This is a genomic window from Anisomitus miae (SeqCode) (genome assembly GCF_054906395.1).
Map to the genome: position 1 here is coordinate 144,097 of NZ_JBRACL010000007.1, position 22,651 is coordinate 166,747.

Genomic DNA, 22,651 nt, shown 5'->3' on the forward strand with positions numbered 1-22,651 from the left:
TGATCTGATTGAAATATATTCTTTCGAAAATAAGGCATATAAAGCGTATTGATTTCATTATGCTGATTAGTATAGTAGCTTTGTCACTATATGGGGTTCTGAATGTATCCAGTGCTACTAATTTTAATTTTGCCAAGCGTCAGTTACTTTTTGTAAGTATAGCTTTTATAATACTAGTAGTAATCTTATTTATAGATTATTCAGATATAAAGCCATTTATTTCTATATTTTATTATTCAAATATTATGCTTTTGATATTTACGAAAATATTTACCGAAGAGATAAACGGTGCTAGTGGTTGGATACAATTAGGTGTTTTTTCTATTCAGCCATCTGAATTTATGAAGATTACTTTAATTTTAATGTTGGCTAAGGTTATAGATGACAATGATAAAAGGGTAAATGAGAGAGGAGTTATTATAAAATTACTGTGTTATATAATTGTACCTCTAATTTCAATAGTTATTCAACCTGATATGGGAATGACCATTGTTTGCTTTATAATGAGTCTTGGAGTGTTGTTTATAGCAGGATTAAATATAAAAGTTTTTATGTTTGGTATAATATTTTGTGTATTAGGAGTGTTAGTAGTTTGGGATACGAATTTATTACCTACATACTGGAAGAATAGGGTAATTTCGTTTATAGACCCTTCTGTAGATTCTTATGGGAATGGCCTTCAAGTTGTCCAGTCTAAGATTGGGGTTGGATCTGGAGGGCTTTGGGGTAAGCACGATACTTTGTTAGGAAATAGTAAAAATAGTTACGTATCACAGTTTGTACCTGAACCTCAGAATGATTTTATATTTTCTATAATAGGGGAATATTGGGGTTTTATAGGAGCTCTAGTTTTGTTATGTGTATTTTCTTTAGTAATTTTTAGAATAATAAAAATTGCTAGAACATCTAAGGACACCTTTGGAGAATTATTCTGTGCAGGCATGGCTTTTTACATGTTGTATTCTGTGTTTCAGAATATTGGTATGACAGTAGGACTCTTACCAGTTACGGGAATCAATTTACCGTTTGTGAGTTATGGGGGAAGTTCGATGCTTAGTAACATGATAGGAATGGCATTAGTGTTGAACATAAATATGAGAAAGGATCCTATAATTTTTAATATTTAAGTTTTTGTTATAAAAACATAAATTGAAAGTATATCTATAAAATAATTAATTAATTTTATAGGTGAATTTGTGAGTTATACACAGAGGATTTTAAAATTAAGTTTAGTTGTTTTGTATATAATATTTTTCATAAAAGAGTTTAGTTATGGGGTTCTTTCTGTTATTGCTATTTGCACACATGAATTATTTCATGTGTTGTTTTTGAGTCTAAATTCTATAAATTTTAAAAACTTTAAGATATCTATTCTCGGATTTAGGATAGACTTGAGTGATAATATTTTTGTAAATAGTCAAATTATAATGTATTCTATAGGAAGTATAGCTAATTTAATGGTTGGAGCAGTTTTTTTTGTAATAAGTTTATTAATTAGTACTGATACTTTTGATAAATTTATACTTGTTAATTTAGTGATCGGAGGATTTAATTTGTTACCTATTTTTCCATTGGATGGGGCATTTATACTGAGGAGTTTATTATTTAGGATTTTAAAACGACGATATGTTACAATGTTTTTTAGTATATTTATAAGTTTGATTTTATCTTTGAGTATGCTTGTATTAGTTGTGAACTCTTTTTTAGGTTCTTTTTTGTTTAATATAACGCATTTAGTAGTTATAATATTTACTTTAATAAGTACTTATAGAGAGTATAAAGTTTTAATAAGTATGTTTGTTATAAATAAGATTGATAATTCAAAGCGTACACTTTTGAGTAAGGGATATGTAAAATCGAAAGTAATTTCTGTACATCATGATACTCATATACTAGATATTATAAAATTGTCTAAATTCAATAAATTTATCATATTTTGTGTTTTGGATGAAGATTTAGAAATAATAGATATCACAAATCATTACACTATTTTACAATGCTATAAAAAATTTGGTAACATTAAAATAGGCGAATATTATGAAAATAAATAGATTGGTTAAACTTATAATTAATATGAGTTTGACCAATCTGTTTGTTTTTAATTCAGTACAATTCCTATAAATAGTATAAACATTATCCAAATTGAAAGTAGTGCAACTTGAAGTTTCATAAGTTATCTCCTAATTCTTATGGTAAGTGTACCACATGATTATAATGCAAAAGTATAGAATCTACAACAAATAAGTTTTTATATTTGTAATTTTTTATACTTTGTGTTAAAATTCAAGTGTAACCGCACTGTTATGGGTAGCTTTTAAGATTTATTATCACCTGTATGGGCGAGTCTTAATTTTATTGAGGAGGTTTCTTATTTATGTATGCTGTTATAGAGACTGGTGGAAAACAGTACAAAGTCAAAGAAGGTAACGTTATATACATAGAAAAGTTAGATTTATCTGTTAATGATACATATGAATTTAATAATGTTTTGGCTGTGTTTAGCGAGGAATATGGTGCGAAGTTTGGTAATCCTTTTATTAGTGGTGCTAAAGTTAAATTTACTGTTGTAGCTCAAGTTAAAGGAAAAAAAATAATTGTATTCAAATATAAACCTAAGAAGGATTATAGGAGAAAGAATGGGCATAGACAGCCGTATACTAAAGTTAGAATTGAGAAAATAGAGGTTTAAAGTTTGATAAATATACTTTTAACTACAAGAGGAGATAGTTTTGTTAAATTAAAAGTATTTGGTCATTCTATGTATGATATATCGGGTAGAGATATAGTCTGTGCTGCTGTATCTACCCTATCTCAGAGTCTTATTCTTGGTCTTAAAGAAGTTATATCTGATGACTTTGTTTTTTTTGTTGATGAAAAAAATTCTAGTGTTGATTTAGATATTTCAAGATATGATGAAGATAATAAGAGTAAGGCACAGGTACTGTTTAAGACGTTTAAGATAACTATGGATAAGTTGATTTTGGAATATGGACAGTACATTAATATGAAGATTAAGGAGGAGTAACAGTGGAAAGGATTAATATACAGTTATTTGCGTCTAAAAAAGGTGTTGGTAGTTCCAAAAATGGTAGGGAAAGTCATTCAAAAAGGCTTGGTGTTAAGAGGTCAGATGGTCAATTTGTGTTAGCTGGTAATATATTAATGAGGCAAAGGGGAACTAAAATTCATCCAGGGAATAATGTTGGTTTAGGTAAAGATCATACTCTTTTTGCAACAGTAGATGGTATTGTTAGGTTTGAAAAGTTCGGAAGTGGTAAGAAAAGAGCAAGTGTTTATCCTGTTGAGGTTACTATTTAATTTGAAGGGTTTTAGACATGGGGTGATTAATTTTCGTTAATCACCCTTTTTTCGTAAGTATATTTTAAAGGAAGGTGAGATTATGTTTTTGGATGTAGCGAAAATTTATGTTCGTTCTGGAAAGGGTGGAGATGGATGCATTTCGTTTAGAAGAGAGAAATATGTCCCGTTAGGTGGTCCAGATGGAGGAGATGGAGGAGATGGAGGGGATGTATTAATTGAAGTTGATCCTGGTAGTAATACGTTAATTGATTTTAAATATAATAAAAGATTTATTGCCGAGAATGGAGAAAATGGTGGAACTAGTAAATGTTATGGTAAAAGGGGAAAGGATATCGTAATAAAAGTACCTGAAGGAACTGTAATACGCCATGCAAATACCAATAAAGTTATTGTAGATATGACAAATAAAAATGAAAGATTCGTATTATTGAAAGGGGGAAGAGGAGGAAAAGGAAATTGTAAATTCTGTACTCCAACTAGGCATACTCCAGATTTTGCAGAACCTGGTATGCCTTTTGATGAAATGGAAATAGTCTTAGAGCTTCGCCTAATTGCCGATGTAGGGCTCATGGGATTCCCAAATGTTGGGAAATCAACTTTGATTTCAATGGTTACAAATGCTAAGCCTAAAATCGCAAATTATCATTTTACTACCTTATATCCGAACTTAGGAGTAGTTGATTACAAAAATATAAAAGGATTTGTTGTAGCAGATATACCAGGAATTATTGAGGGAGCTTCTAAGGGAGTTGGTCTAGGATTAGAATTTCTTAAGCATATCGAAAGAACGAGATTGCTTATACATATGTTGGATGTTTCCGAAAGTGAAGGAAGAGATGTAATCAACGATTTTAATTTGATTAATCGTGAAATCAAAGAATACAATGAAGACTTAAGTAATCGTCCACAAGTTGTTGTGCTTAACAAAAGTGACATAATTACAAATGAAAATGGGGAGAGATTGAAAGAGATAAAGTCTAAGATAAAATGTCTTGGATACGAAAATACTTTTGAGATCTCTGCAGCGACAGGTCAAGGGGTTTATGAGCTATTTAATAAAGTTAAAGAGATTATTGATAATACACCTAAAACCATTTTGAATTTTCAAGAAGATGATATGTATGAATTCGAATCTAAGAGATTTACATATGAAATTCAACGAAAAGTTGATGAAGATGGTAATCAGAGTTATTTAATTGTGGGAAGTTTTGTAGATAGGTTATTGAATGCTGTGAATATTTATAATTTTACTTCTCTTCGATATTTCCACAAAGTGTTAAAGAATAAAGGGATCATTGATGAACTGAAAAAACTCGGAGTCAATGATGGAGATTTAGTCAAATTGAATGAATTTGAATTTGAATTTATGGGATAAATATATCTAAAATGTTTTGATCGAAGGTGTTTAATTTGAAGTTAGGAATTTTTGGTGGAACGTTTAATCCAATTCATAATGGTCATATTAATATTGCTTCGAATGTTTATAAGTATTTATCTTTAGATAAAGTTTTGTTTATGCCTAATAAAATACCACCTCATAAAAATATTGAATGTATTCTAAATGATAAAATTCGTGTTGAGATGATTAAGATTGCAATAAATGATTATGACTTCATGGGAATTGAAGATTATGAAATTAAGAAAGATGGAATCTCATATACTTACCAAAGTTTAGAGTATTTGGATAGAATTTATAAAGGTGATGAATTGTTTTCTGTTATAGGCTCAGATAGTTTTATTAATTTCGATAAGTGGCAGAAGATCAATAGGATTTTTAGAAGTGCAAATCTTGTTGTTTATTTAAGGGATAATTCACATAAATATATCATCAATGATATTAAAGTACGTTATGAAAAGACATACAAAGGTAAGATATTTTTACTACTTGGTGACGTGATGCATATTTCATCCACAGAGGTTCGTGAAAATATATTTAATGGCAAGGATATTGGACATTTAGTGCCTAAACCTTTGTACGAATACATAGTATCTAAAAAATTGTATGTGGGGTAATTGATTTATGGATTTTGACATTATTAAAAGCTATTTAAAGGAAAATTTGAGTGAGTATAGGTACAATCATACATTAAGAGTTGTAGATATGGGAGTTATATTAGCTGATAAGTTTTCCTATAAAAATCTTCTTAAGGTAAAGACTGCATGTTATTTTCATGATATCGGAAAAGAATTATCGTCATATGAAATCTTGAAGATTGTGACAGATGAAGGACATGTTTTGAATTGTGATGAAGTGAGTAATGTACATATATATCATGGAATTGCATCCATGACTATTGCTAGAGATAGATTTAAAGTTGATGATATTGAGATTTTGAATGCTATAAAAAATCATGTTACCGGAAGTGAGAGTATGACAATGCTCGATAAAATTGTCTTTCTTGCTGATTTTATTGAAATTGGTAGAGATTATAATGTTGTTTGTAAATCTAGGGATGCAGCTTTGGTAGATTTAAATTTGAATGAGGCATTGGTCTGTGCTTATGATTCCATTATTCAAGAGTTGTTATCCAAGAGAAAGTTTATTCATGAGGATACTTTGAAAGCAAGAAATTTTATTTTGTCAAATATTAATAGGAATTATTAATGAAAGGAATTTTTGAGGATTTTGAGTTTTTTAAAATATGAAATTACAGAGGACGTTAAGGATACGAAAATAAGAGATTATTTAAAATATGATAAGGGATTGAGTTCGAGATTTATAAAACGAGCTTCGATTGATAGAAGAATTTTAGTGAATGGTTCCAGTGTGAAGTTAAGTTATTATGTAAAAAAGGGAGATAAGATTTCTATAAAGGTATTTATAGAAAATGAAACCCAAAATATAGAGTCTATTCCCATGGACATAAAAGTCATTTATGAGGACGACTTCATACTTGTAATTGATAAACCGCCACATATAGTTGTTCATCCTAGCAAAAGTCATGGTGTCTCTCTTGCAAATGGTATTATGTATTATTTTAAAACCAACAAGATAGATTCTATTGTGAGATTTGTAAATAGACTTGATATGAATACATCTGGGATATTGGTTGTTGCTAAAAATCAATATGCTCATATGTTTCTGTCGGATCTTATTAGAAGAAACATATTTAAAAAACAATATGTTGCAGTTGTTGATGGGAGTATTTCTAAATCGGAGGGAGTCATAGAGAAAAATATTTTTAGACCAACTAATGATTCCATTAAAAGGATTGTCCATGATACCGAGGGACAATATGCAAAAACTACATATAAGGTAATTGAAAGATATGAAAACAGTAGTTTGTTAAATGTTCACATTGATACTGGTAGAACTCACCAGATAAGAGTTCATATGGCTTATATTGGTCATCATATAATTGGAGACAACCTATATGGAGTTGAGAGTGAAGAGATTGATAGGCAATTGTTACACTCTCATAAGATTTCCATAGTCCATCCTTATACTAAGGAAGTATTGAATTTCAATTGCGATATTCCTCATGACATGATGACTTACATAAAAAGACAAAAGGCAAAATAATCTTTTTCCATTTAAGATTATTTTGCCTTTATCGTTTTGATGTTATACTGACTTTCTTAACTTTATTAAAGCCATACTCAAATAATCTTATAGTATCTTGAAGATATTCGTCTTTACTTTGTGCATTTAATGTTATTGCTATCAAATCAACATTATTGTTTCTTGCTGACGCAGCAAATGTGTATTGAGCTGGCGTTGTGAAACCAGTCTTTCCAAGTAACGCATGTTCATAATAATATTTTCCATCTTTTAATAATAATTGATTTTGGTTATAGATGCTAAACGAATCTCCATTTGTACCTAAAATTTTACGGAACTTCGAAGCAGAGATCTCTACAAACTTTTTGTTTCTGATAGCATAAGATAAAATCTTACTTAGATCATATGCACATGTGTAGTGATTATTATTATGAAGTCCACTTGCATTCATGAAGTTTGAATGATTTGCACCTATGGAACGTGCTTTTTTATTCATGAGATTTGAAAAATTCTGTTCAGTACCTGAGACATGTTCAGCTAAGGCTATCGCACAATCATTTCCTGAATTTAATAAAAGTCCATATAAGAGATCTTCAACTTTATAAAGCCCACCTGCATATAAGCCAACCTTTGTTCCATTTATATCCGAAGCATTTCTCGATACTTTAACAAACTCATCAAGTTCTAGAGTTTCTAGTACAACTATAGCAGTTAAGATTTTCGTTGTAGATGCAGGGAAAAATTTTTCGTATGCATTCTTTTCAAAAATTACACTTGAGTTTTGAGGTGTAATCAATATAGCTGATTTGCTCTTGATGATCAGATCAGAATCAGAAATTCCATTAGTAGGTAACTTAAATAAAAATATATTAAAAAATAAAATCAAAGCTATAAATTTATACAAAGTCCTCACTAAAAACCTCCGAGGTTATATTCATAAGTGCTCTTATTATTTGCATGATTTGTATAAATTATTAATTCTTTGATTTAATAAATATGTAAAAGTTTTAATATTTTTTGTTTAATAAATATTAAAAGTGGAATTATATAGAAAAAAGATTCTAGAGGATATTGTAATGTTTAGTAAAGAAAATCTAATGAAATATATAGTTGGAGTAATAATATCGATTGTATTTTTATCGGTATTTGTTATCTATAATTTATCTTCTAAGGTTTCAAATACAGAGATATTATCGCTTAGTGATTCTATACATAAAGGAAGTGAGCACACGTTTAGTGATACTGATGTTTATCCGGACATGCCAACTGAAAATATATTTGTGGAAATCAAAGGTGAAGTTTTAAATCCTGATGTTTATGAAATAGAAAAGGGGAGTATTGTTAAAGATTTAATAGTCATGTCTGGTGGTTTAACAAATGATGGTGATATATCAAATATAAACCAAGCAAGGGAATTACAAAATGGAGAATGCATAACTGTACTTTCCAAACAAGAAATATTAGAATCTAAAATAGTTGATGTTGTTTATGAAACTACTGATAATAATTCATATGGAAGGGATTTTATGATAAATATAAATACCGCATCTAAAGATGAGCTTAAAACTTTAAGCGGTATAGGTGATGGCTTAGCAGATTCTATAATACAGTACAGAGAAGAAAATGGTCCGTTTAAAATCATTGATGATGTAAAGAATGTTTCGAGAATTGGAAATAAAACTTTTGAAAAATTCAAAGATAGAATAAAGGTTTAAATATTTTATTTAAGGTGATATACTTAATTGTAAAAAATGAAGAGAAGGGAGGATGTTAGAGTGGGGGATAATTATAGATTGACGCAATTCAGTCAAACTGCAGGCTGAGGTGCTAAAATAGAACCGGGTGTTCTTTCAAATATTTTAGAGTCATTACCGATATTGAAAAATAAAAATTTGATAGTTGGATTTGAAAATAATGATGATGCGGCCGTTTATAAATTCACAGATGATTTGGCTATTATATCAACTTTGGATTTTTTTACCCCAATCGTTGATGACCCTTATGTTTTCGGACAAATTTCTGCAACCAATTCTCTAAGTGATGTATACGCAATGGGTGGTGAACCTATTTTGTGCTTGAATATAGTCGGATTTCCCAAAGCCATGTCCGTAAATGTTCTATCTAAGATATTAAATGGGAGTGCGAGTAAGGTTGAGGAAGCTGGTGCTATAGTTACTGGAGGGCATTCTATACATGATAGTGATCCTAAATTTGGACTTTCTGTAATTGGTAAAGTTCATCCGAAGCTTGTGTATAAAAATCATGGTGCTAAGGTTGGAGATAGACTTATTCTTACAAAGAAATTAGGAGTGGGTTCGATTATAAATGCAATAAAAGCAGATGTATGTTCAGATGAATCTTACAATGAGGCTGTTAGATATATGACGACTCTAAATAAGTATGCATACGAATCTTCAAAGTCAATAGAGGTGAATGCGTGCACTGACATAACTGGGTTTTCACTAATGGGACATGGATATGAAATGGCATTTGGATCTAATGTATCGTTATACTTTTATAAAAATGATATACCTGTCATTGAAGGAGCTGTAAAATATGTAAGAGATGGATTTGTGCCTGGAGGAACTTATTCGAACAAACGGTATTTAAGTGGAAAAGTTTTCTGTAAATGTGATGAGTGGTTGGAAGATATATTATTTGAACCTCAGACTTCTGGAGGATTATTGTTTTCGATTTCTGAAAATTACATAGATGAGTTTGTAAATAATTTAAATGCAAATGGTGTATTTCATAAAGTCATCGGTGAAGTTAGAGAGTTAACTGATAGGTATTTATGTGTTAAATAAAGGAATGGTTTGTTTTTGGAACATTTGTATAGGAAGATTCCTAAAATCGATGAATTGCTTAATTTGAAAAATGTGAAAGAGTCTCTTGATATATATCCAAGAGAATTTATTTTAAAAATACTTAGGGAAATATTGGAAGATATTAGGCAAAAGATAAAGTCAGGAAAAATTAATGAAGTACATATTGAATCGATTTATGATATTTTCAATGTTGAGATTGCACTTAGAGCTAAAAAGAACATGAGGAAAGTTATAAATGCAACGGGTGTTATCATACATACGAATTTGGGAAGAAGCAAAATTTGTAAAGATGCTATTGAACATATGGTTGAGGTGGCAGAAAATTATTCTAATCTCGAGTATGATCTAAATCATGGCGTTAGAGGTAGTAGATATGTTCATATAGAAAATCTTATTTGTGAAATATTAAATTGTGAATCTGCACTTGTGGTTAATAATAATGCTGCAGCTGTAATGCTCGTTTTGGACACTTTGTGTAGGGGGACTGAAGTTATAGTTTCACGAGGAGAGTTAGTTGAAATTGGAGGATCGTTCAGAATACCAGAAGTGATAAAGTTTGGTGGGGCTGTCTTGAAGGAGGTAGGATGTACCAATAAGACTCATTTGTACGATTATGAAAATGAGATAAGTGAAAATACAAGTGCATTTCTTAAGGTGCATACTTCGAATTATTATATTGATGGCTTCGTAGGAAATGTGAGCATCAGAGAATTAAATATCCTTAAGCAGAAGTATAACAAAATGATTATTGAGGATATGGGTAGTGGTACGATAGTAAATTTATCAAAGTATGGCATTTGTTTCGATGACAATTCCGTTTATAAATCTTTAAAGAATGGAGCAGACATTGTTACTTTTAGTGGCGATAAGATTTTGGGTGGACCTCAAGCGGGAATAGTGGTAGGCAAATCGGAGCTTATTCAAAAAATTAAGAAGAATCATTTGCTTAGGGCATTAAGAGTTGATAAATTTACTCTTGCAGCTCTTGAGTCTACATTTAGATGTTATTTGGATAGCCAGTATGCAGTTAAAAACATTCCCACACTTAGAATGATAGCTTACACAATGGAGGATTTAAAGATAAAAGCACAAAGATTATTTGATATGTTAAATGGTTTAGAGAACTTTACCGTATTAATCGAGGGAGGAGTTTCTATTATAGGTGGTGGTGCTATGCCTAGAGAGAAGCTCGATACATATGTTTTGAGTTTGGAGCATAGCAAACTTTCGCCTCATGAATTAGAGAAAAGGTTGAGAAATGCTAGTACTCCAATCATAGTGAGGTTAGAGAAAAATTCTATTAAGTTAGATGTTAGAACAATAGAGGAAGATGAGTTTAGCAGCATTCTTGATTCCTTGATTAGTCTATGAGGGGTTGTTAGGTTTTGAAAAATGTCGTAATAGGAACAGCAGGTCACGTTGATCATGGTAAGACATCGCTTATAAAAATATTAACAGGTATGGATACGGATTCTTTGATTGAGGAAAAGAAGCGTGGGATATCCATAGATTTAGGATTTGCATTTTTTGATCTACCATCAGGTAAAAGAGTGGGAATAGTAGACGTACCAGGACATGAAAAATTTATTAAAAATATGCTTGCCGGTGCAACTGGAATTGATGTGGTACTAATTGTTATAGCGTGTGACGAGGGTGTAAAGCCACAAACTATAGAACATTTGGATATTTTAAGAATGTTGGATATAAGAAAGGGAATAGTCGTTTTAACTAAGAGGGATCTTGTAGATGATGAATTATACGAATTGGTCAAGGAAGAAGTAAAATCTATTTTAGATGGGACGTTTTTACAAAACTCAAACATCATAGGTTTTTCAGCAAGAACGGGGTTTGGGTATGAGGAGTTAATAGAGGAGATTGATAATGTACTCAATGACGATTTTGAGAAAAGCCATAAGGGACCTTTTAGACTTCCAGTAGATAGGTGCTTTAGTATAAGTGGATTTGGAACGGTGGTTACCGGTACCATTATTTCCGGAAAAGTTTCTATAAACGATACTTTAACGATATATCCAAAAAACATTCAATGTAAAGTTAGAAATATACAAGTACATGAAAAGAATTGTGATGAGGCATTTTGTGGACAAAGGTGTGCTCTTAATTTGTCTGGAGTAAAAAGAGATGATATTAAGAGAGGATTTGTAATTTCGCAGAGGGACTCATTAAATTCTAGCTATATGATAGATTGTAAATTACTTTCTTTAGATAATCTTAGTAAAAATATCCTAAATCGTCAACGTGTGAGGTTTTTTTGTGGAACGGATGAGGTGATTGGAAGAATTCATATTTTGGATAAGCTTGAGGTAGAAAGTGGTTCAGAGGCTTATGTCCAATTTCATTTGGAGAGACCGGTATCTGTTTTAAAGGATGATAGATATGTTATAAGAAATTATTCTCCAATGGTTACATTGGGCGGAGGGTATGTTATAAATCCAATAGCTACGAGAGTAAAAGGATGTAAAAATGAATATCTTGAGAAACTGAAAGCTGTAGAAAAACATGTTGGAATAGATTACATAGAAGCTGTGATTAAGAATGATGAAGATACTTTCTTGAGCGATGATTACATATGTAAAAAATATTCTATAGATGTAGAATGTTTTGAAGAGTGTGTTAATGAAATGGTTGAGAAAGGAATTCTGGTTGTTTTCAGTGATGATTCTAAAGAGTATTTTGTGCATAATGAAAATTTACATAGCGTCTTTGCCAATATGAAATCAATCCTTTCTCAATACCATAAAAGAAATAAACTTAAAATTGGATTTTTAAAAGAAGAACTTAGAAATAAGATATTTTCGAATAATGTAAAGCCTAAGGTATATGATAGGGTCTTAGAATATTTTGAATGCCAAAACCTAATTAAATTGAATTCGAAGTATGTATCGCTTTTTGATTTTAAAGTAGAGATTTCACCAGACATACAAATTATGATAAATCAAATTGTTAGTGAATACAAAACAAGAGGATTTATTCCACCTAAGCTTACTGATTTGGAAACCAAATTCAATTCTAAGGATTTCTACAACGTTCACAGGTATTTAGAGGAAACAGAAATTCTATATAAAGTAAGTCCTGAGATGTATTTGTTAAAAGAGGATTTTTCTAATGCGAGAAATCTTATAGTGGATTTTTTAAAACAGAATGGAGAAATATCTTTAAGGGATGCGAAGGAAATTCTAAATTCAAATAGGAAATATTTGGTTACCTTACTTGAGCATTTGGACGAGATTAAAATTACGATTAGGAAAAAAGACAATAGGATTTTGGCTTAGAGGAATGAATTAAATTCGTTCCTCTATTTTTTTAAGTATTCTTTGGCTTAATCTTACCAACGAGATAAACGAAAGGCGTGTCCAACACAGAGATTATTGTCTTCAAGACGTATGTTGAAATTATTATAGTGATTATTGTACTTGCAGGAAATATAAATGCAAAAGCTAGAGAATTGAAAGTTATGTTATCTATAGCTTGGCTTATAAGTGTGCTTCCTGTATTTCGTAGCCAAAGAAATCTCCTAGATGGGAGTTTGGTTTTGAAAAACTTGAATAAAGATATATCTATATTTTGTGAAATTAGATACGATAGCATACTGGCAATTACTATTCTAGGCTGAATTGAAAATATATTTTTTATGCTTTCAAAACTTTCAATTCCTGTTTCGTTTGGAGTCATCAGCGTAATGATAAACATTATAACGGTTGTGGCTACCATTGATATAAATCCAACTACAACTGCTGTCCTAGCATCTTCCTTTGAATGATACTCGGACAAAACATCCGTGACTAGAAAGTTGCATGCATATGTTATGTTACCTAAAGTTACTGTCATTGAAAATAGATCCAGCGTGACCACTACTTGTATATTTGTTAAAATGGTTGCCATAACGGTGTAGGCAAGCAATCCGGTTTTTCCTAAGAATCTATATACCGAACATACTGTAAAAAAATTTAAGAACAATAATACAAACCACAAAAGCTCATTTGGCATTTAAGAGTTACTCCTTCACATATTTTTAAAACGAATTTTTGAGACATAAATGGGAAGAATACAAAGGTAATAGATTGTGGGAGGGCTGTGAGTTGCTTTTTGCAAATATATTTTTGACTGTAGCAATACTCTTAAATAATGTCAACACCGTCAATTATAATGACAGGGTCAATAAAAATCAAGTATCTGTTGAGAAAAACGATATACTGACGTTGAATTTGGAAGATAAGTTTTTTAACTATGATGAGTTGGTCCCAGATTATTTTTCAAATTGTGATATGGTTGAGACGAGGTGTAGAGGTTTTACAAATAAGGCATTTGAAAATAATTTTAATGATTTTTATACTTCGCTAAAATCAAAAATGGAATTTCTATACGACGAAATAAAAAATATGGAAGATAACTCTTATGCATTTACGAGTGAGTATGTTTTTCATAGAAAGAGTCATATATTGACTGAGATCAAATCTATTTGTGATAAAATAGATTCCATGACAGTGAAGCAAAAAAGAAAGATTGTGAATTATGAATTTGTCAATAATAATTTTGAAAAATACGATGGTACATTGGGATTTTCTATAATTTATAATGATAAGGATAAACCTTTTTTGATCGGCACTATTACCATGCCTGATTACATAGGAGAGCTTGAATCCTTAATTACATATAAATCTTTACAATTGTATTCCGAAAAAAATAATATCTTAGGTGGGAAAATTTATGCGGAGCCTCTGAGTTATTTTGATAGATATTTTTTGAACACGGTTGGTTTTAGATAGAAATTTAAGTTAGGGCTTTATTCTTTTAAAGCTCTTTTTGGTTTTTGGAATGTTAATGAAAAGAATCCTATTGTTGCACTTAGTAAAATGTGTTGAGGATGTTGGATACATGAGATTTTAGGTCAGACATTCTAGAAAAAAAATGTTGAACGATATGGGGGAGTATAGCTAAATAGAAAAATGAAATTTTGAAGTAGGATAATTTTAAATTTAATAATATCCAGTTTAAGAAAAAGGCAAATTGAGTTAAGGACAGGAGCAATTATGTCAAAGCTCGAAAGGAATACGGCAAAAAATTTAATATTATTTATATTTTTTGTATTTGTATAGGAAGAATTGTCTTCCTATGTTTTTTTAAAACTAGAATTTGTATTGTACTTTTTAAGTTTCAAAATACACTGCAGTCTATCTTTAATTTGTTTCTTGTCAATATTATCAAGTTTAGTATACAGTTTAGCGATTTCCAAAAAATCCTTTCCATATTTATGCTCAATGATGGAATCGGCAACATGTTCATCGTTAATATTTAATTTCTCCATGGGAACATCGTATCCCATAAGCCACACAACGCTCACGTCCAGAGCTTCACTTAAGATATAGAGCTTATGTTGATTAGGTTCAACTTTACCAGATAAATATTGGCTCAAATCTGATTTATTAAGTTTTATATTGTATGTTTCACATAAAGGTCTAGTTAAGTTCAAAATATCTACTTGTTTTATAGATCTTGTGTTCATAATTTGTTTCAATCGTTCCTTGGTATTTGAGATTTTAATTTTTACCACCACCCTAGTTATAAATATTTTAATTGAAAGTACTGAAAACTTCAATGGAATTAATTTTTTCATGAAAATACATTCAAAGTGTTGAAATTATTACAGTCTGTTTGATATACTCTTAGGTAAGCTCAGATGCCTGAACTTATCTTCATGAATTATTTTGGAGGAGGTCTTTATTTTTGGAATTTGATTATTCAAAATTGAATGGTAGAATAGTCGAAAAGTGTAAGACACAAGATAGGTTTGCTTTGTTGATGGGATTATCTCATAAAACAATATCGTTAAGATTAAATAACAAGACTGCCTTTAAGCAAGATGAAATAAATAGAGCGACAGAAATCCTAAACATTAGTAATAACGAAGTGCAGGATTATTTTTTTACTCCAAAAGTTCAAAAGATTTAACTTGATTAAAATGAAAATGGGTTTTACAATTTGAGATTTATGAACATGTTGAATGGGTCATAGATTTAGAGAGATTTATCATTTAGACGGAATTGTGTAATAATAAAAGGTAAAGTTATTTATGGGGAAATTATTAGTATAGCAGAGGAGTTTGATATTTATGCAATGTTCGTTAATTTAAGTAAGTGAGTTGACAAGCACTTTTGTAGGTATGATATTAGGAATTGGAGGCAGATTATTTAATATAATCTGCCTTTTCTATTTTGTAAATGTTGTTTGATGGAGATGAGGAAATATATAAAAACGTATTTTTTGAAGAGAGGTAAACCATTAGTAATAATTTAGAAATAAAATTTAAAAGCATAAGCGAGCCGTTTGTGGTACGCTATATATCACAATGTATCATGTTGCTTGGAGGTATATATGAATTTTGATAGATTTAAAGTTGAAGTTTATGTCCCGTATAACTTTACAGATAAAATAAGAGAAGCTCTTAATGGGATTGGAGTAGGCAAAGTTGGGAATTACGATAATTGCATTTGTGTAACAAAGGTTAAAGGAGTTTTTAGACCTTTAAAGGGATCAAATCCTTATCTCGGTCTCGAGGATAAATTATGTGAGGTTCTTGAAAACAAAATTGAAACCATATGTGATAAAGATAATTTGTCATTAGTAGTTAAAACTATAAAAAGTGTTCATCCATATGATACACCATTAATAAACGTTATACCGATTTTGGATATTGACAAAATTGAATAATGCAATTCATTTATTTAGATTTTTAAGTTTTACTAGTATCATTTTGTATAATTTCTTTTTCAGATATATCAAATGAGGAAACGCTTCCTTCCACATTTCGTAAAAAGATATTTCCATTATTAGCATCCGATCGATCGATTATATCAAAGTATTTTTCAAAAAACAATTTTAACTTTTCGATAATTGTGTGTTTCTTCTTATCACGAATTCCATCTCCACCAAAACGACTTATAGGGGGCATAATGTTATCTATATCTGTGCCTGTCGTTTTTATCATTCCATCACGAAAAGCATTTTTGATAAATTTTCTTGTTTCTTCCGGTTTTAAATTTTCCTCATTGATCAAAGTCTGTAGATCAATATCACAATGTTTCTTAGTGAACTGTCCCCAATCTTTATTTATGTCTGAGTTTGTATTAATTGTGGAAATGAAATTATCAATCAATTCCTTTTTTGATCTAAGTTGTAAACTTGATTTAATAGCTTTGTCAATTGAAACTAAGATTTCTTTATTTTCACAATTGGAATTGTGATACTTTGCAACTAAAATAAGAATATAATCTATGTTAACTTCGACTTGCTTAACTAGCTCCATTTCAAAAACGACATCTTCCATAATGCTATCTTTCCCATCTGGTTTTGATTTGAATTCTTCATAAATATCGTTATATGTCCCTGTGTAATCTTGGAATTGAATCGGTGATAAAATTTCATTTTCCTTAAAGCGGTCGAAGGAAGATAGAATATTTCTTGAACGTAATATGTTTCCGAATAGTGTAGTGAAATCTTTTTTATTTTGCTCTCCTACGATTGGTTTTCCGAGAGGAAACGTTGAGCACAATTCAAAAACTTGTTCTTCGTATCCCTTTTTTCATGTCCATTATCATCAGTGTAGCCATAATAATAATCTTCATAGGATCTTAAAAGAACTATGCTTCTTGCATCCTTATCTCCAAACAATGCAATCGCATCGTTAGTTGCATTTTCAAGATCACGAAAACAAACTATATTTCCAAAGGTTTTCACAGAATTTAAAATACGATTAGTTCTGGAAAACGCTTGCATTAAACCATGCATTTTCAAATTCTTGTCAACCCAAAGTGTATTAAGAGTTGTGGCATCGAATCCAGTAAGAAACATATTAACGACAATTACTAAATCCACTTCACGTTTTTTAATTTTTTCAGATAAGTCTTTATAATAATCATAAAATCCATTTTCCGAAGTATCGAAATTAGTTTTGAAAATTTTGTTATAATCTTTAATTGCCATATCTAGGAAATCTCGAGAGTTTTGATCGGGACCTTCCACGTCAAATTCTTCATCCCCTAAGATGCCTTTAGATTCATCTTCCTTATTTTGATTGAAGGAGAAAATGGTAGCGACAACTAGATTTTTCTGTTTTTCCATGATTTGTTTTTTGAATTCGAGATAGTATTTTTTACAATTATTAATTGAGCTAACAGCAAACATAGAATTAAATCCATTTGTTTTTTGACCTTTTAAATCGTAATACGAGTTACGCATAGTTTTTTGATCGAAATGTTCTAAAATGTATTTTACAACTTCTGAAATTCGTTTTGGTGAACTTAATGCTTCTTCTGTATCGATTGCTGTGACCTGCTTGTCCCCATCTACATTTTTACTTTTGATTGTGTTGATGTAGTCAATTCGAAATGGTAAAACGTTTCCATCGTTTATAGCATCCATGATGGTGTAAGTATGGAGCTTTTTACCAAACAATTGTTCCGTTGTTCTCATTTGATTGTTTTCACTATTGCTTGAGTTAATTGCGAAAATTAGTGTTCCTGTAAAGCCTAATATGTGATAGTTCTTAAAGTGTTTTGTGATATTGGTATGCATTTTTCCAAACTGGCTTCTGTGACATTCATCAAATACTATAACAACATGTTTAGTGTAAATTGGATGGCGTTTATTTTTGTTTATGAATAGATCTAATTTCTGAATTGTTGTTACGATGATTTTTGAATTGGAATTTTCAATTTGCTTTTGTAGAGCAGCAGTACTACTATTATGCTTTACAGAGTTTTTTTCAAAACGGTCATATTCTTTTATCGTTTGGTTATCTAGGTCTTTACGATCTACTACAAATAGAACTTTGTCAATATAAGACAAGCTCGTTGCAAGTTGTGCTGTTTTAAAAGATGTTAATGTCTTTCCACTTCCTGTGGTATGCCAAACGTATCCACCGGCGTCTATAGTTCCCGTATTTTTGTAATTAGTGGATATCTCAATTTGATTTAAGATTTTTTCTGTTGCTACAATTTGATAAGGTCTCATTACGAGCAGTAGATTTTCTGTTGTGAATACGCAATATTTTGTTAAGATATTTAAGATTGTATGCCTTGCGAAAAACGTCTTCGTGAAGTCCACAGGATCGCCAATGATTTTATTGTTTTCGTCTGCCCAATGTGAGGTAAACTCAAAACTATTAGAGGTTTTCTTACGTTTCTTATTATTTGCATTTGAATTTTCATTAATGTGACTTGATCTAGTTGTGTTGGAATAATATTTCGTGCATGTGCCATTGGATATTACGAAGATTTGAACGTATTCGTACAAACCACAATCAGCCCAAAAGCTATCTCGTTTATATCGTTCAATTTGATTAAAGGCTTCCTTTATTGCAATTCCACGTCGTTTAAGCTCAATATGAATTAGAGGTAGTCCGTTTACCAAAATCGTAACATCGTATTGGGACTTATATGTCCCAGAGTTTTCTTCATATTGGTTAATGACCTGCAAACGATTTTTATGTATATTCTTTTTATCAATCAATGAAATGTTAACAGTGCTTCCATCTTCACGAGTTAAGTTCTGTATGTAATCTTCTTGAATCTTTCTAGTCTTTTCCACAATACCTTCATTGGCATTAGCGATTTTGGTTTTGAAGAAATTGTTCCATTCCTTGTCTGTAAATTTGCAATCGTTGAGTAGCTCTAACTGTTTTCGTAAATTGGAAATGAGGGAAGAGGAATTATGAATTTTTACATATTCATAACCCTGTTCTTGAAGCATTTTTATGAATGCAGCTTCTAAGTTAGCCTCGCTTTGGTAAGCATCACTTCTTTTGCTTTGGGGAGTGTATTCAGTTACAACCGTATTTCTTTTTGAAGAAAGTAAAATGTTAAAATTATTCATGAGAAACCTCCTTGTTTATAATCTGTCAATTTGCCTTTTTAAAATTCAGTAATTTATCACGATAGTATTCGTATTGCTTTTGTCTGGCTTCAATCTCTGCAGGTATACCACTAGTTAAATCGTTACAAAGTGAATCGAACTTGTCCAATATCCCTACGATCTCCTCCTGCACCTCAAGGGGTGGAAGGGGGAACTTGAATTTTGAAAATTTTATCATATCTACTGATGCAAAATTACCTTTATTAAGACAGGAAAGACAATAATCATCCAATTTAAAACAATAGTAGTAAATGAACTTTATATCAAATTTATCTCTGTATTGTTCCTTTAACATCAAGTAGGTGAATCTCTGATTTGCAAGAGATTCTACTGTAATCAAGGCATGTTCTCCAATTGTTGCAGATGTTGCAATAATAATAGAGTTTTTGGGGAACAAGTTTCCCTTGACTCCATCTTTGGAAACATGTTGTAAGGAATCAGAAAGAATTCTACCATTTTCACGAATATCTTCCATTCTGAACCATGGTACTGTACCATCTTCCCAAAAATCTTTTTTGGATTTAGAAGGAGTATAGCCATTTCTTGTATTAAATAGTTCCGAGAGATCGATAAATTCCACACCATCAGGACACAAAGCATGTAATAGGTAATCAAGTTTAGAGGTATTTTTATTATCGAAGGTTTGAGAATGAGATTTACTGTTCCCAATTTTGTCAAAATTGAGAAGGCTATCTCTATAAAACTCATATTGTTTTTTCCTTGCTGTTAGTTCTGTTGTTAGTTCTGTTGTTAGTTCTGTTGTTAGTTCTGTGAACTTGTCCAATATCCTCATGATCTCCTCCTGCACCTCAAGGGGTGGAAGGGGGATGTTATATTTCATTACGGTACTCTTGTCCCCACGTGGCATCTTTGCACCTTTAGCATTATTATTATGATAATTAAAGAAGTCTTCAGAAGATAAAATGTAATATAAGAATTTAGGAAATAATGACAATTTATCATTGATTTGGATAGCAAGAACATCTCCATTTGTACCACCATTACAATCAGCAAGCCATATCTTTCGCAAGTATGGTCTGATATTTCCAATCAGTATGTCACCGATTTTGAATTTTATTACTTTACCTGAGAATGGAACAGAACTTGCTGTAGTTTTTCCTTGTTTGTTTTGCAATAAATTTTCAACACTAACATAATTGTTTATATCTACTTTTGATATATCGATTCTTTCTTTAGAATAGTGAGTTACCTCTTCGAGCAATGAATACATAACTCCATCAGGACACAAAGTATGTAAAAGAGTTTCTAATGATTTCATAATGACTCACAGCCTTTTCATAATAACTTTTCCTTGAAAATCAAAAATAATTTTTGATAAATGGACAATTCCATTTTGTGTAATTCTATTTTTCAATTTTGGCATTTTGGAAATTGAAAACTCATAATGTCTACTCATCAATTTCCCTCAATCTCTTTTATAATTTTTTCAATCTCATCTCGAAGAACTTGTTCTCTCGCTACAATCTTTTCAATCTCTGCATTTAATTTCACAATATCTATAACTTCTCTCGTATCCTTCGGCTCAACATATGTACTCACAGAAAGATTATAATCATTGTTTGCTATTTCTTCATTCGTTACACAGCGAACATAATGAGGAACATCTTCACGAGAAATAAATTTATCAATAATGCTAGAGATATTTTCTTTAGAGAGCTTATTGTTATTTGTAGCCTTTACATATTCTTTTGATGCATCAATGAATAATGTGGAACTCAATTCCTTATTGCGTTTTAAGACCATAATGCAAGTCGCAATGGAAGTTCCGTAAAATAAGTTACTCGGTAGCTGAATCACACAGTCAATGAAATTGTTATCTATCAGATACTGACGAATTTTTTTCTCTGCCCCACCTCGATACATTATACCAGGGAAACAAACTATAGCAGCTGTTCCATTCGGTGCAAGCCATGAAAGAGAATGCATAATAAACGCAAGGTCAGCTTTAGATTTTGGGGCAAGCACTCCTGCGGGAGAAAAACGTGGATCTGTCATTAAAGTAGAGTCATCATTACCTGCCCATTTGATAGAGTAGGGAGGATTAGAAACGATTACTTCAAATGGCTCATCACATGAATGCTCTGGGTGAGTCAGGGTATCCCCATTAGCAATATCAAATTTATCAAATCCAATATTGTGCAAAAACATATTTATACGACAAAGGTTGTATGTAGTTATATTAATCTCTTGTCCAAAGAAGCCTTGTCTTACACCTTCTTTTCCAATTATCTTAGCAGCCTTGAGAAGCAAAGACCCCGAACCACAAGCTGGATCATAGACCTTATTCACTTCTGTTTTACCATCTAATACAATCCTAGTTAAGAGTTCAGATACTTCCTGTGGAGTAAAAAACTCTCCACCACTTTTTCCAGCATTGGATGCGTACATTCCCATCAAGTATTCGTAAGCATCACCAAAGGTATCGATTGAATCTTCGCTCTCGTTTATCAATCCCATATTTGCGACACCTTCCATTAATTTTACGATATTTGAATTTCGTTTAGCGACGGTAGGTCCAAGCTTATTGCTATTAAGATCAATATCATCAAACAATCCAGAGAAATTTGCTTCACTTTCGCTTCCTGTCGAGGATTTTACAATGTTCTTAAAGATCTCTTCCAAAGTTGTGTTCAAATTTTCATCCTTCGAAGCTCTCTTTCTAACATTGCAAAAAAGCTCAGAAGGCAAAATGAAAAATCCTTTTGAATTGATTGAATCTTTACGAGCTCTTTTACCTATTTCGTCTGTTGCTTCGGCATAATCAAAATTTTTATCGCCTGTTTCATGTTCCCCTTTATTAAAAAAAATTGTTAGATTTTCAGAAATGTATCGATAGAACATCATTCCAAGCACATAAGATTTAAAATCCCATCCATCTACACTTCCTCGAAGATCATCTGCAATTGCCCATATTGCACGATGAAGTTCATCACGTTCTTTTTCTTTCGCCATATTATCCATGTTTAACCTCTCCTTTTTAGCTATATTCAATTTAACAAATGAAATAAAGTGTATTTATGATTTAAGCATATTAAACACAAGAGTTGTCCCA

Annotated in this window: 23 protein-coding genes and 1 other annotated feature; of the genes, 16 read left to right on the top strand and 7 right to left on the bottom strand. The window is 31.1% G+C overall.

Annotation, left to right across the window (positions count from 1 at the left end):
* Positions 1 to 8 precede the first annotated feature (8 nt).
* The 9 genes from rodA to AALI31_RS05455 all read left to right on the top strand — a co-directional run bounded on the left by rodA (position 9) and on the right by AALI31_RS05455 (position 6,844).
* The gene (gene rodA / locus AALI31_RS05415) at positions 9 to 1,127 is read left to right on the top strand and encodes a rod shape-determining protein RodA (RefSeq protein WP_489885503.1); all 1,119 of its coding nucleotides are present in this window, start codon (positions 9 to 11) and stop codon (positions 1,125 to 1,127) included.
* A 69-nt stretch (positions 1,128 to 1,196) separates the two neighbouring features.
* The gene (locus tag AALI31_RS05420) at positions 1,197 to 2,051 is read left to right on the top strand and encodes a site-2 protease family protein (protein ID WP_489885504.1); all 855 of its coding nucleotides are present in this window, start codon (positions 1,197 to 1,199) and stop codon (positions 2,049 to 2,051) included.
* A 230-nt stretch (positions 2,052 to 2,281) separates the two neighbouring features.
* Positions 2,282 to 2,357, top strand: a sequence feature (ribosomal protein L21 leader region).
* 17 nt (positions 2,358 to 2,374) lie between these two features.
* The gene (gene rplU / locus AALI31_RS05425; RefSeq protein WP_489885505.1) at positions 2,375 to 2,689 is read left to right on the top strand and encodes a 50S ribosomal protein L21; all 315 of its coding nucleotides are present in this window, start codon (positions 2,375 to 2,377) and stop codon (positions 2,687 to 2,689) included.
* A 3-nt stretch (positions 2,690 to 2,692) separates the two neighbouring features.
* Positions 2,693 to 3,025: a ribosomal-processing cysteine protease Prp gene (locus AALI31_RS05430; protein ID WP_489885506.1), complete on the top strand. Its 333-nt coding sequence runs from the start codon at positions 2,693 to 2,695 to the stop codon at positions 3,023 to 3,025.
* 2 nt (positions 3,026 to 3,027) lie between these two features.
* Positions 3,028 to 3,318 carry a 50S ribosomal protein L27 gene (gene rpmA, locus AALI31_RS05435; protein WP_489885507.1) on the top strand — a complete coding sequence of 97 codons (291 nt, stop codon included), beginning with the start codon at positions 3,028 to 3,030 and terminating at the stop codon, positions 3,316 to 3,318.
* An 82-nt stretch (positions 3,319 to 3,400) separates the two neighbouring features.
* Entirely contained in the window at positions 3,401 to 4,696 is a 1,296-nt protein-coding gene (obgE, locus tag AALI31_RS05440) for a GTPase ObgE (RefSeq protein WP_489885508.1), read from the top strand.
* A gap of 26 nt (positions 4,697 to 4,722) precedes the next feature.
* Complete coding sequence (gene nadD, locus AALI31_RS05445) at positions 4,723 to 5,334, top strand: nicotinate-nucleotide adenylyltransferase (protein WP_489885509.1); 612 nt, start codon at positions 4,723 to 4,725, stop codon at positions 5,332 to 5,334.
* A gap of 7 nt (positions 5,335 to 5,341) precedes the next feature.
* A complete protein-coding gene (yqeK, locus tag AALI31_RS05450; RefSeq protein WP_489885510.1) occupies positions 5,342 to 5,926 on the top strand; it encodes a bis(5'-nucleosyl)-tetraphosphatase (symmetrical) YqeK in 585 nt (194 codons plus the stop codon).
* Positions 5,927 to 5,947: 21 nt separating this feature from the next.
* A complete protein-coding gene (locus tag AALI31_RS05455) occupies positions 5,948 to 6,844 on the top strand; it encodes an RluA family pseudouridine synthase (RefSeq protein ID WP_489885511.1) in 897 nt (298 codons plus the stop codon).
* A gap of 28 nt (positions 6,845 to 6,872) precedes the next feature.
* Here the strand turns inward: AALI31_RS05455 and AALI31_RS05460 are convergent, their stop codons facing one another.
* Entirely contained in the window at positions 6,873 to 7,736 is an 864-nt protein-coding gene (locus AALI31_RS05460) for a D-alanyl-D-alanine carboxypeptidase family protein (RefSeq protein WP_489885512.1), read from the bottom strand.
* 163 nt (positions 7,737 to 7,899) lie between these two features.
* Here AALI31_RS05460 and AALI31_RS05465 point away from each other — a divergent pair, with 163 nt between their 5' ends.
* Genes AALI31_RS05465 through selB form a run of 4 tightly spaced genes read left to right on the top strand, consistent with a single transcriptional unit; the run spans position 7,900 to position 12,941 of the window.
* A complete protein-coding gene (locus AALI31_RS05465; protein ID WP_489885513.1) occupies positions 7,900 to 8,538 on the top strand; it encodes a helix-hairpin-helix domain-containing protein in 639 nt (212 codons plus the stop codon).
* Between the two features lie 60 nt (positions 8,539 to 8,598).
* A complete protein-coding gene (gene selD / locus AALI31_RS05470; protein ID WP_489885514.1) occupies positions 8,599 to 9,630 on the top strand; it encodes a selenide, water dikinase SelD in 1,032 nt (343 codons plus the stop codon).
* A gap of 9 nt (positions 9,631 to 9,639) precedes the next feature.
* Positions 9,640 to 11,022, top strand: a complete 1,383-nt coding sequence (selA, locus tag AALI31_RS05475; RefSeq protein WP_489885515.1) for an L-seryl-tRNA(Sec) selenium transferase — start codon at positions 9,640 to 9,642, stop codon at positions 11,020 to 11,022.
* A gap of 14 nt (positions 11,023 to 11,036) precedes the next feature.
* Complete coding sequence (gene selB / locus AALI31_RS05480; protein WP_489885516.1) at positions 11,037 to 12,941, top strand: selenocysteine-specific translation elongation factor; 1,905 nt, start codon at positions 11,037 to 11,039, stop codon at positions 12,939 to 12,941.
* A gap of 31 nt (positions 12,942 to 12,972) precedes the next feature.
* Here selB and AALI31_RS05485 read toward each other — a convergent pair whose 3' ends face one another.
* Entirely contained in the window at positions 12,973 to 13,656 is a 684-nt protein-coding gene (locus AALI31_RS05485) for a queuosine precursor transporter (RefSeq protein WP_489885517.1), read from the bottom strand.
* Positions 13,657 to 13,748: 92 nt separating this feature from the next.
* On the opposite strand from AALI31_RS05485, the gene AALI31_RS05490 reads away from it, so the two are divergent.
* Positions 13,749 to 14,435 (top strand): hypothetical protein, encoded by a 687-nt coding sequence (locus AALI31_RS05490; protein WP_489885518.1) that lies wholly within the window; start codon positions 13,749 to 13,751, stop codon positions 14,433 to 14,435.
* Between the two features lie 344 nt (positions 14,436 to 14,779).
* Here AALI31_RS05490 and AALI31_RS05495 read toward each other — a convergent pair whose 3' ends face one another.
* Complete coding sequence (locus AALI31_RS05495; protein WP_489885519.1) at positions 14,780 to 15,283, bottom strand: hypothetical protein; 504 nt, start codon at positions 15,281 to 15,283, stop codon at positions 14,780 to 14,782.
* A gap of 110 nt (positions 15,284 to 15,393) precedes the next feature.
* Here AALI31_RS05495 and AALI31_RS05500 point away from each other — a divergent pair, with 110 nt between their 5' ends.
* Positions 15,394 to 15,618, top strand: coding sequence for a DUF739 family protein (locus AALI31_RS05500; RefSeq protein ID WP_489885520.1), 225 nt, complete (start codon positions 15,394 to 15,396; stop codon positions 15,616 to 15,618).
* Between the two features lie 423 nt (positions 15,619 to 16,041).
* Positions 16,042 to 16,377, top strand: a complete 336-nt coding sequence (locus tag AALI31_RS05505; protein WP_489885521.1) for a cytochrome C biogenesis protein — start codon at positions 16,042 to 16,044, stop codon at positions 16,375 to 16,377.
* Between the two features lie 22 nt (positions 16,378 to 16,399).
* Here AALI31_RS05505 and AALI31_RS05510 read toward each other — a convergent pair whose 3' ends face one another.
* The 4 genes from AALI31_RS05510 to AALI31_RS05525 all read right to left on the bottom strand — a co-directional run bounded on the left by AALI31_RS05510 (position 16,400) and on the right by AALI31_RS05525 (position 22,560).
* Positions 16,400 to 17,218 carry a type I restriction endonuclease subunit R, EcoR124 family gene (locus tag AALI31_RS05510; protein ID WP_489885522.1) on the bottom strand — a complete coding sequence of 273 codons (819 nt, stop codon included), beginning with the start codon at positions 17,216 to 17,218 and terminating at the stop codon, positions 16,400 to 16,402.
* Positions 17,182 to 19,539, bottom strand: coding sequence for a type I restriction endonuclease subunit R (locus AALI31_RS05515; protein ID WP_489885523.1), 2,358 nt, complete (start codon positions 19,537 to 19,539; stop codon positions 17,182 to 17,184). The genes AALI31_RS05510 and AALI31_RS05515 overlap by 37 nt, the downstream gene beginning before the upstream one ends.
* A 25-nt stretch (positions 19,540 to 19,564) precedes the next feature.
* Complete coding sequence (locus tag AALI31_RS05520) at positions 19,565 to 20,857, bottom strand: restriction endonuclease subunit S (protein WP_489885524.1); 1,293 nt, start codon at positions 20,855 to 20,857, stop codon at positions 19,565 to 19,567.
* Between the two features lie 137 nt (positions 20,858 to 20,994).
* The gene (locus tag AALI31_RS05525; protein WP_489885525.1) at positions 20,995 to 22,560 is read right to left on the bottom strand and encodes a type I restriction-modification system subunit M; all 1,566 of its coding nucleotides are present in this window, start codon (positions 22,558 to 22,560) and stop codon (positions 20,995 to 20,997) included.
* Positions 22,561 to 22,651: the final 91 nt, after the last annotated feature.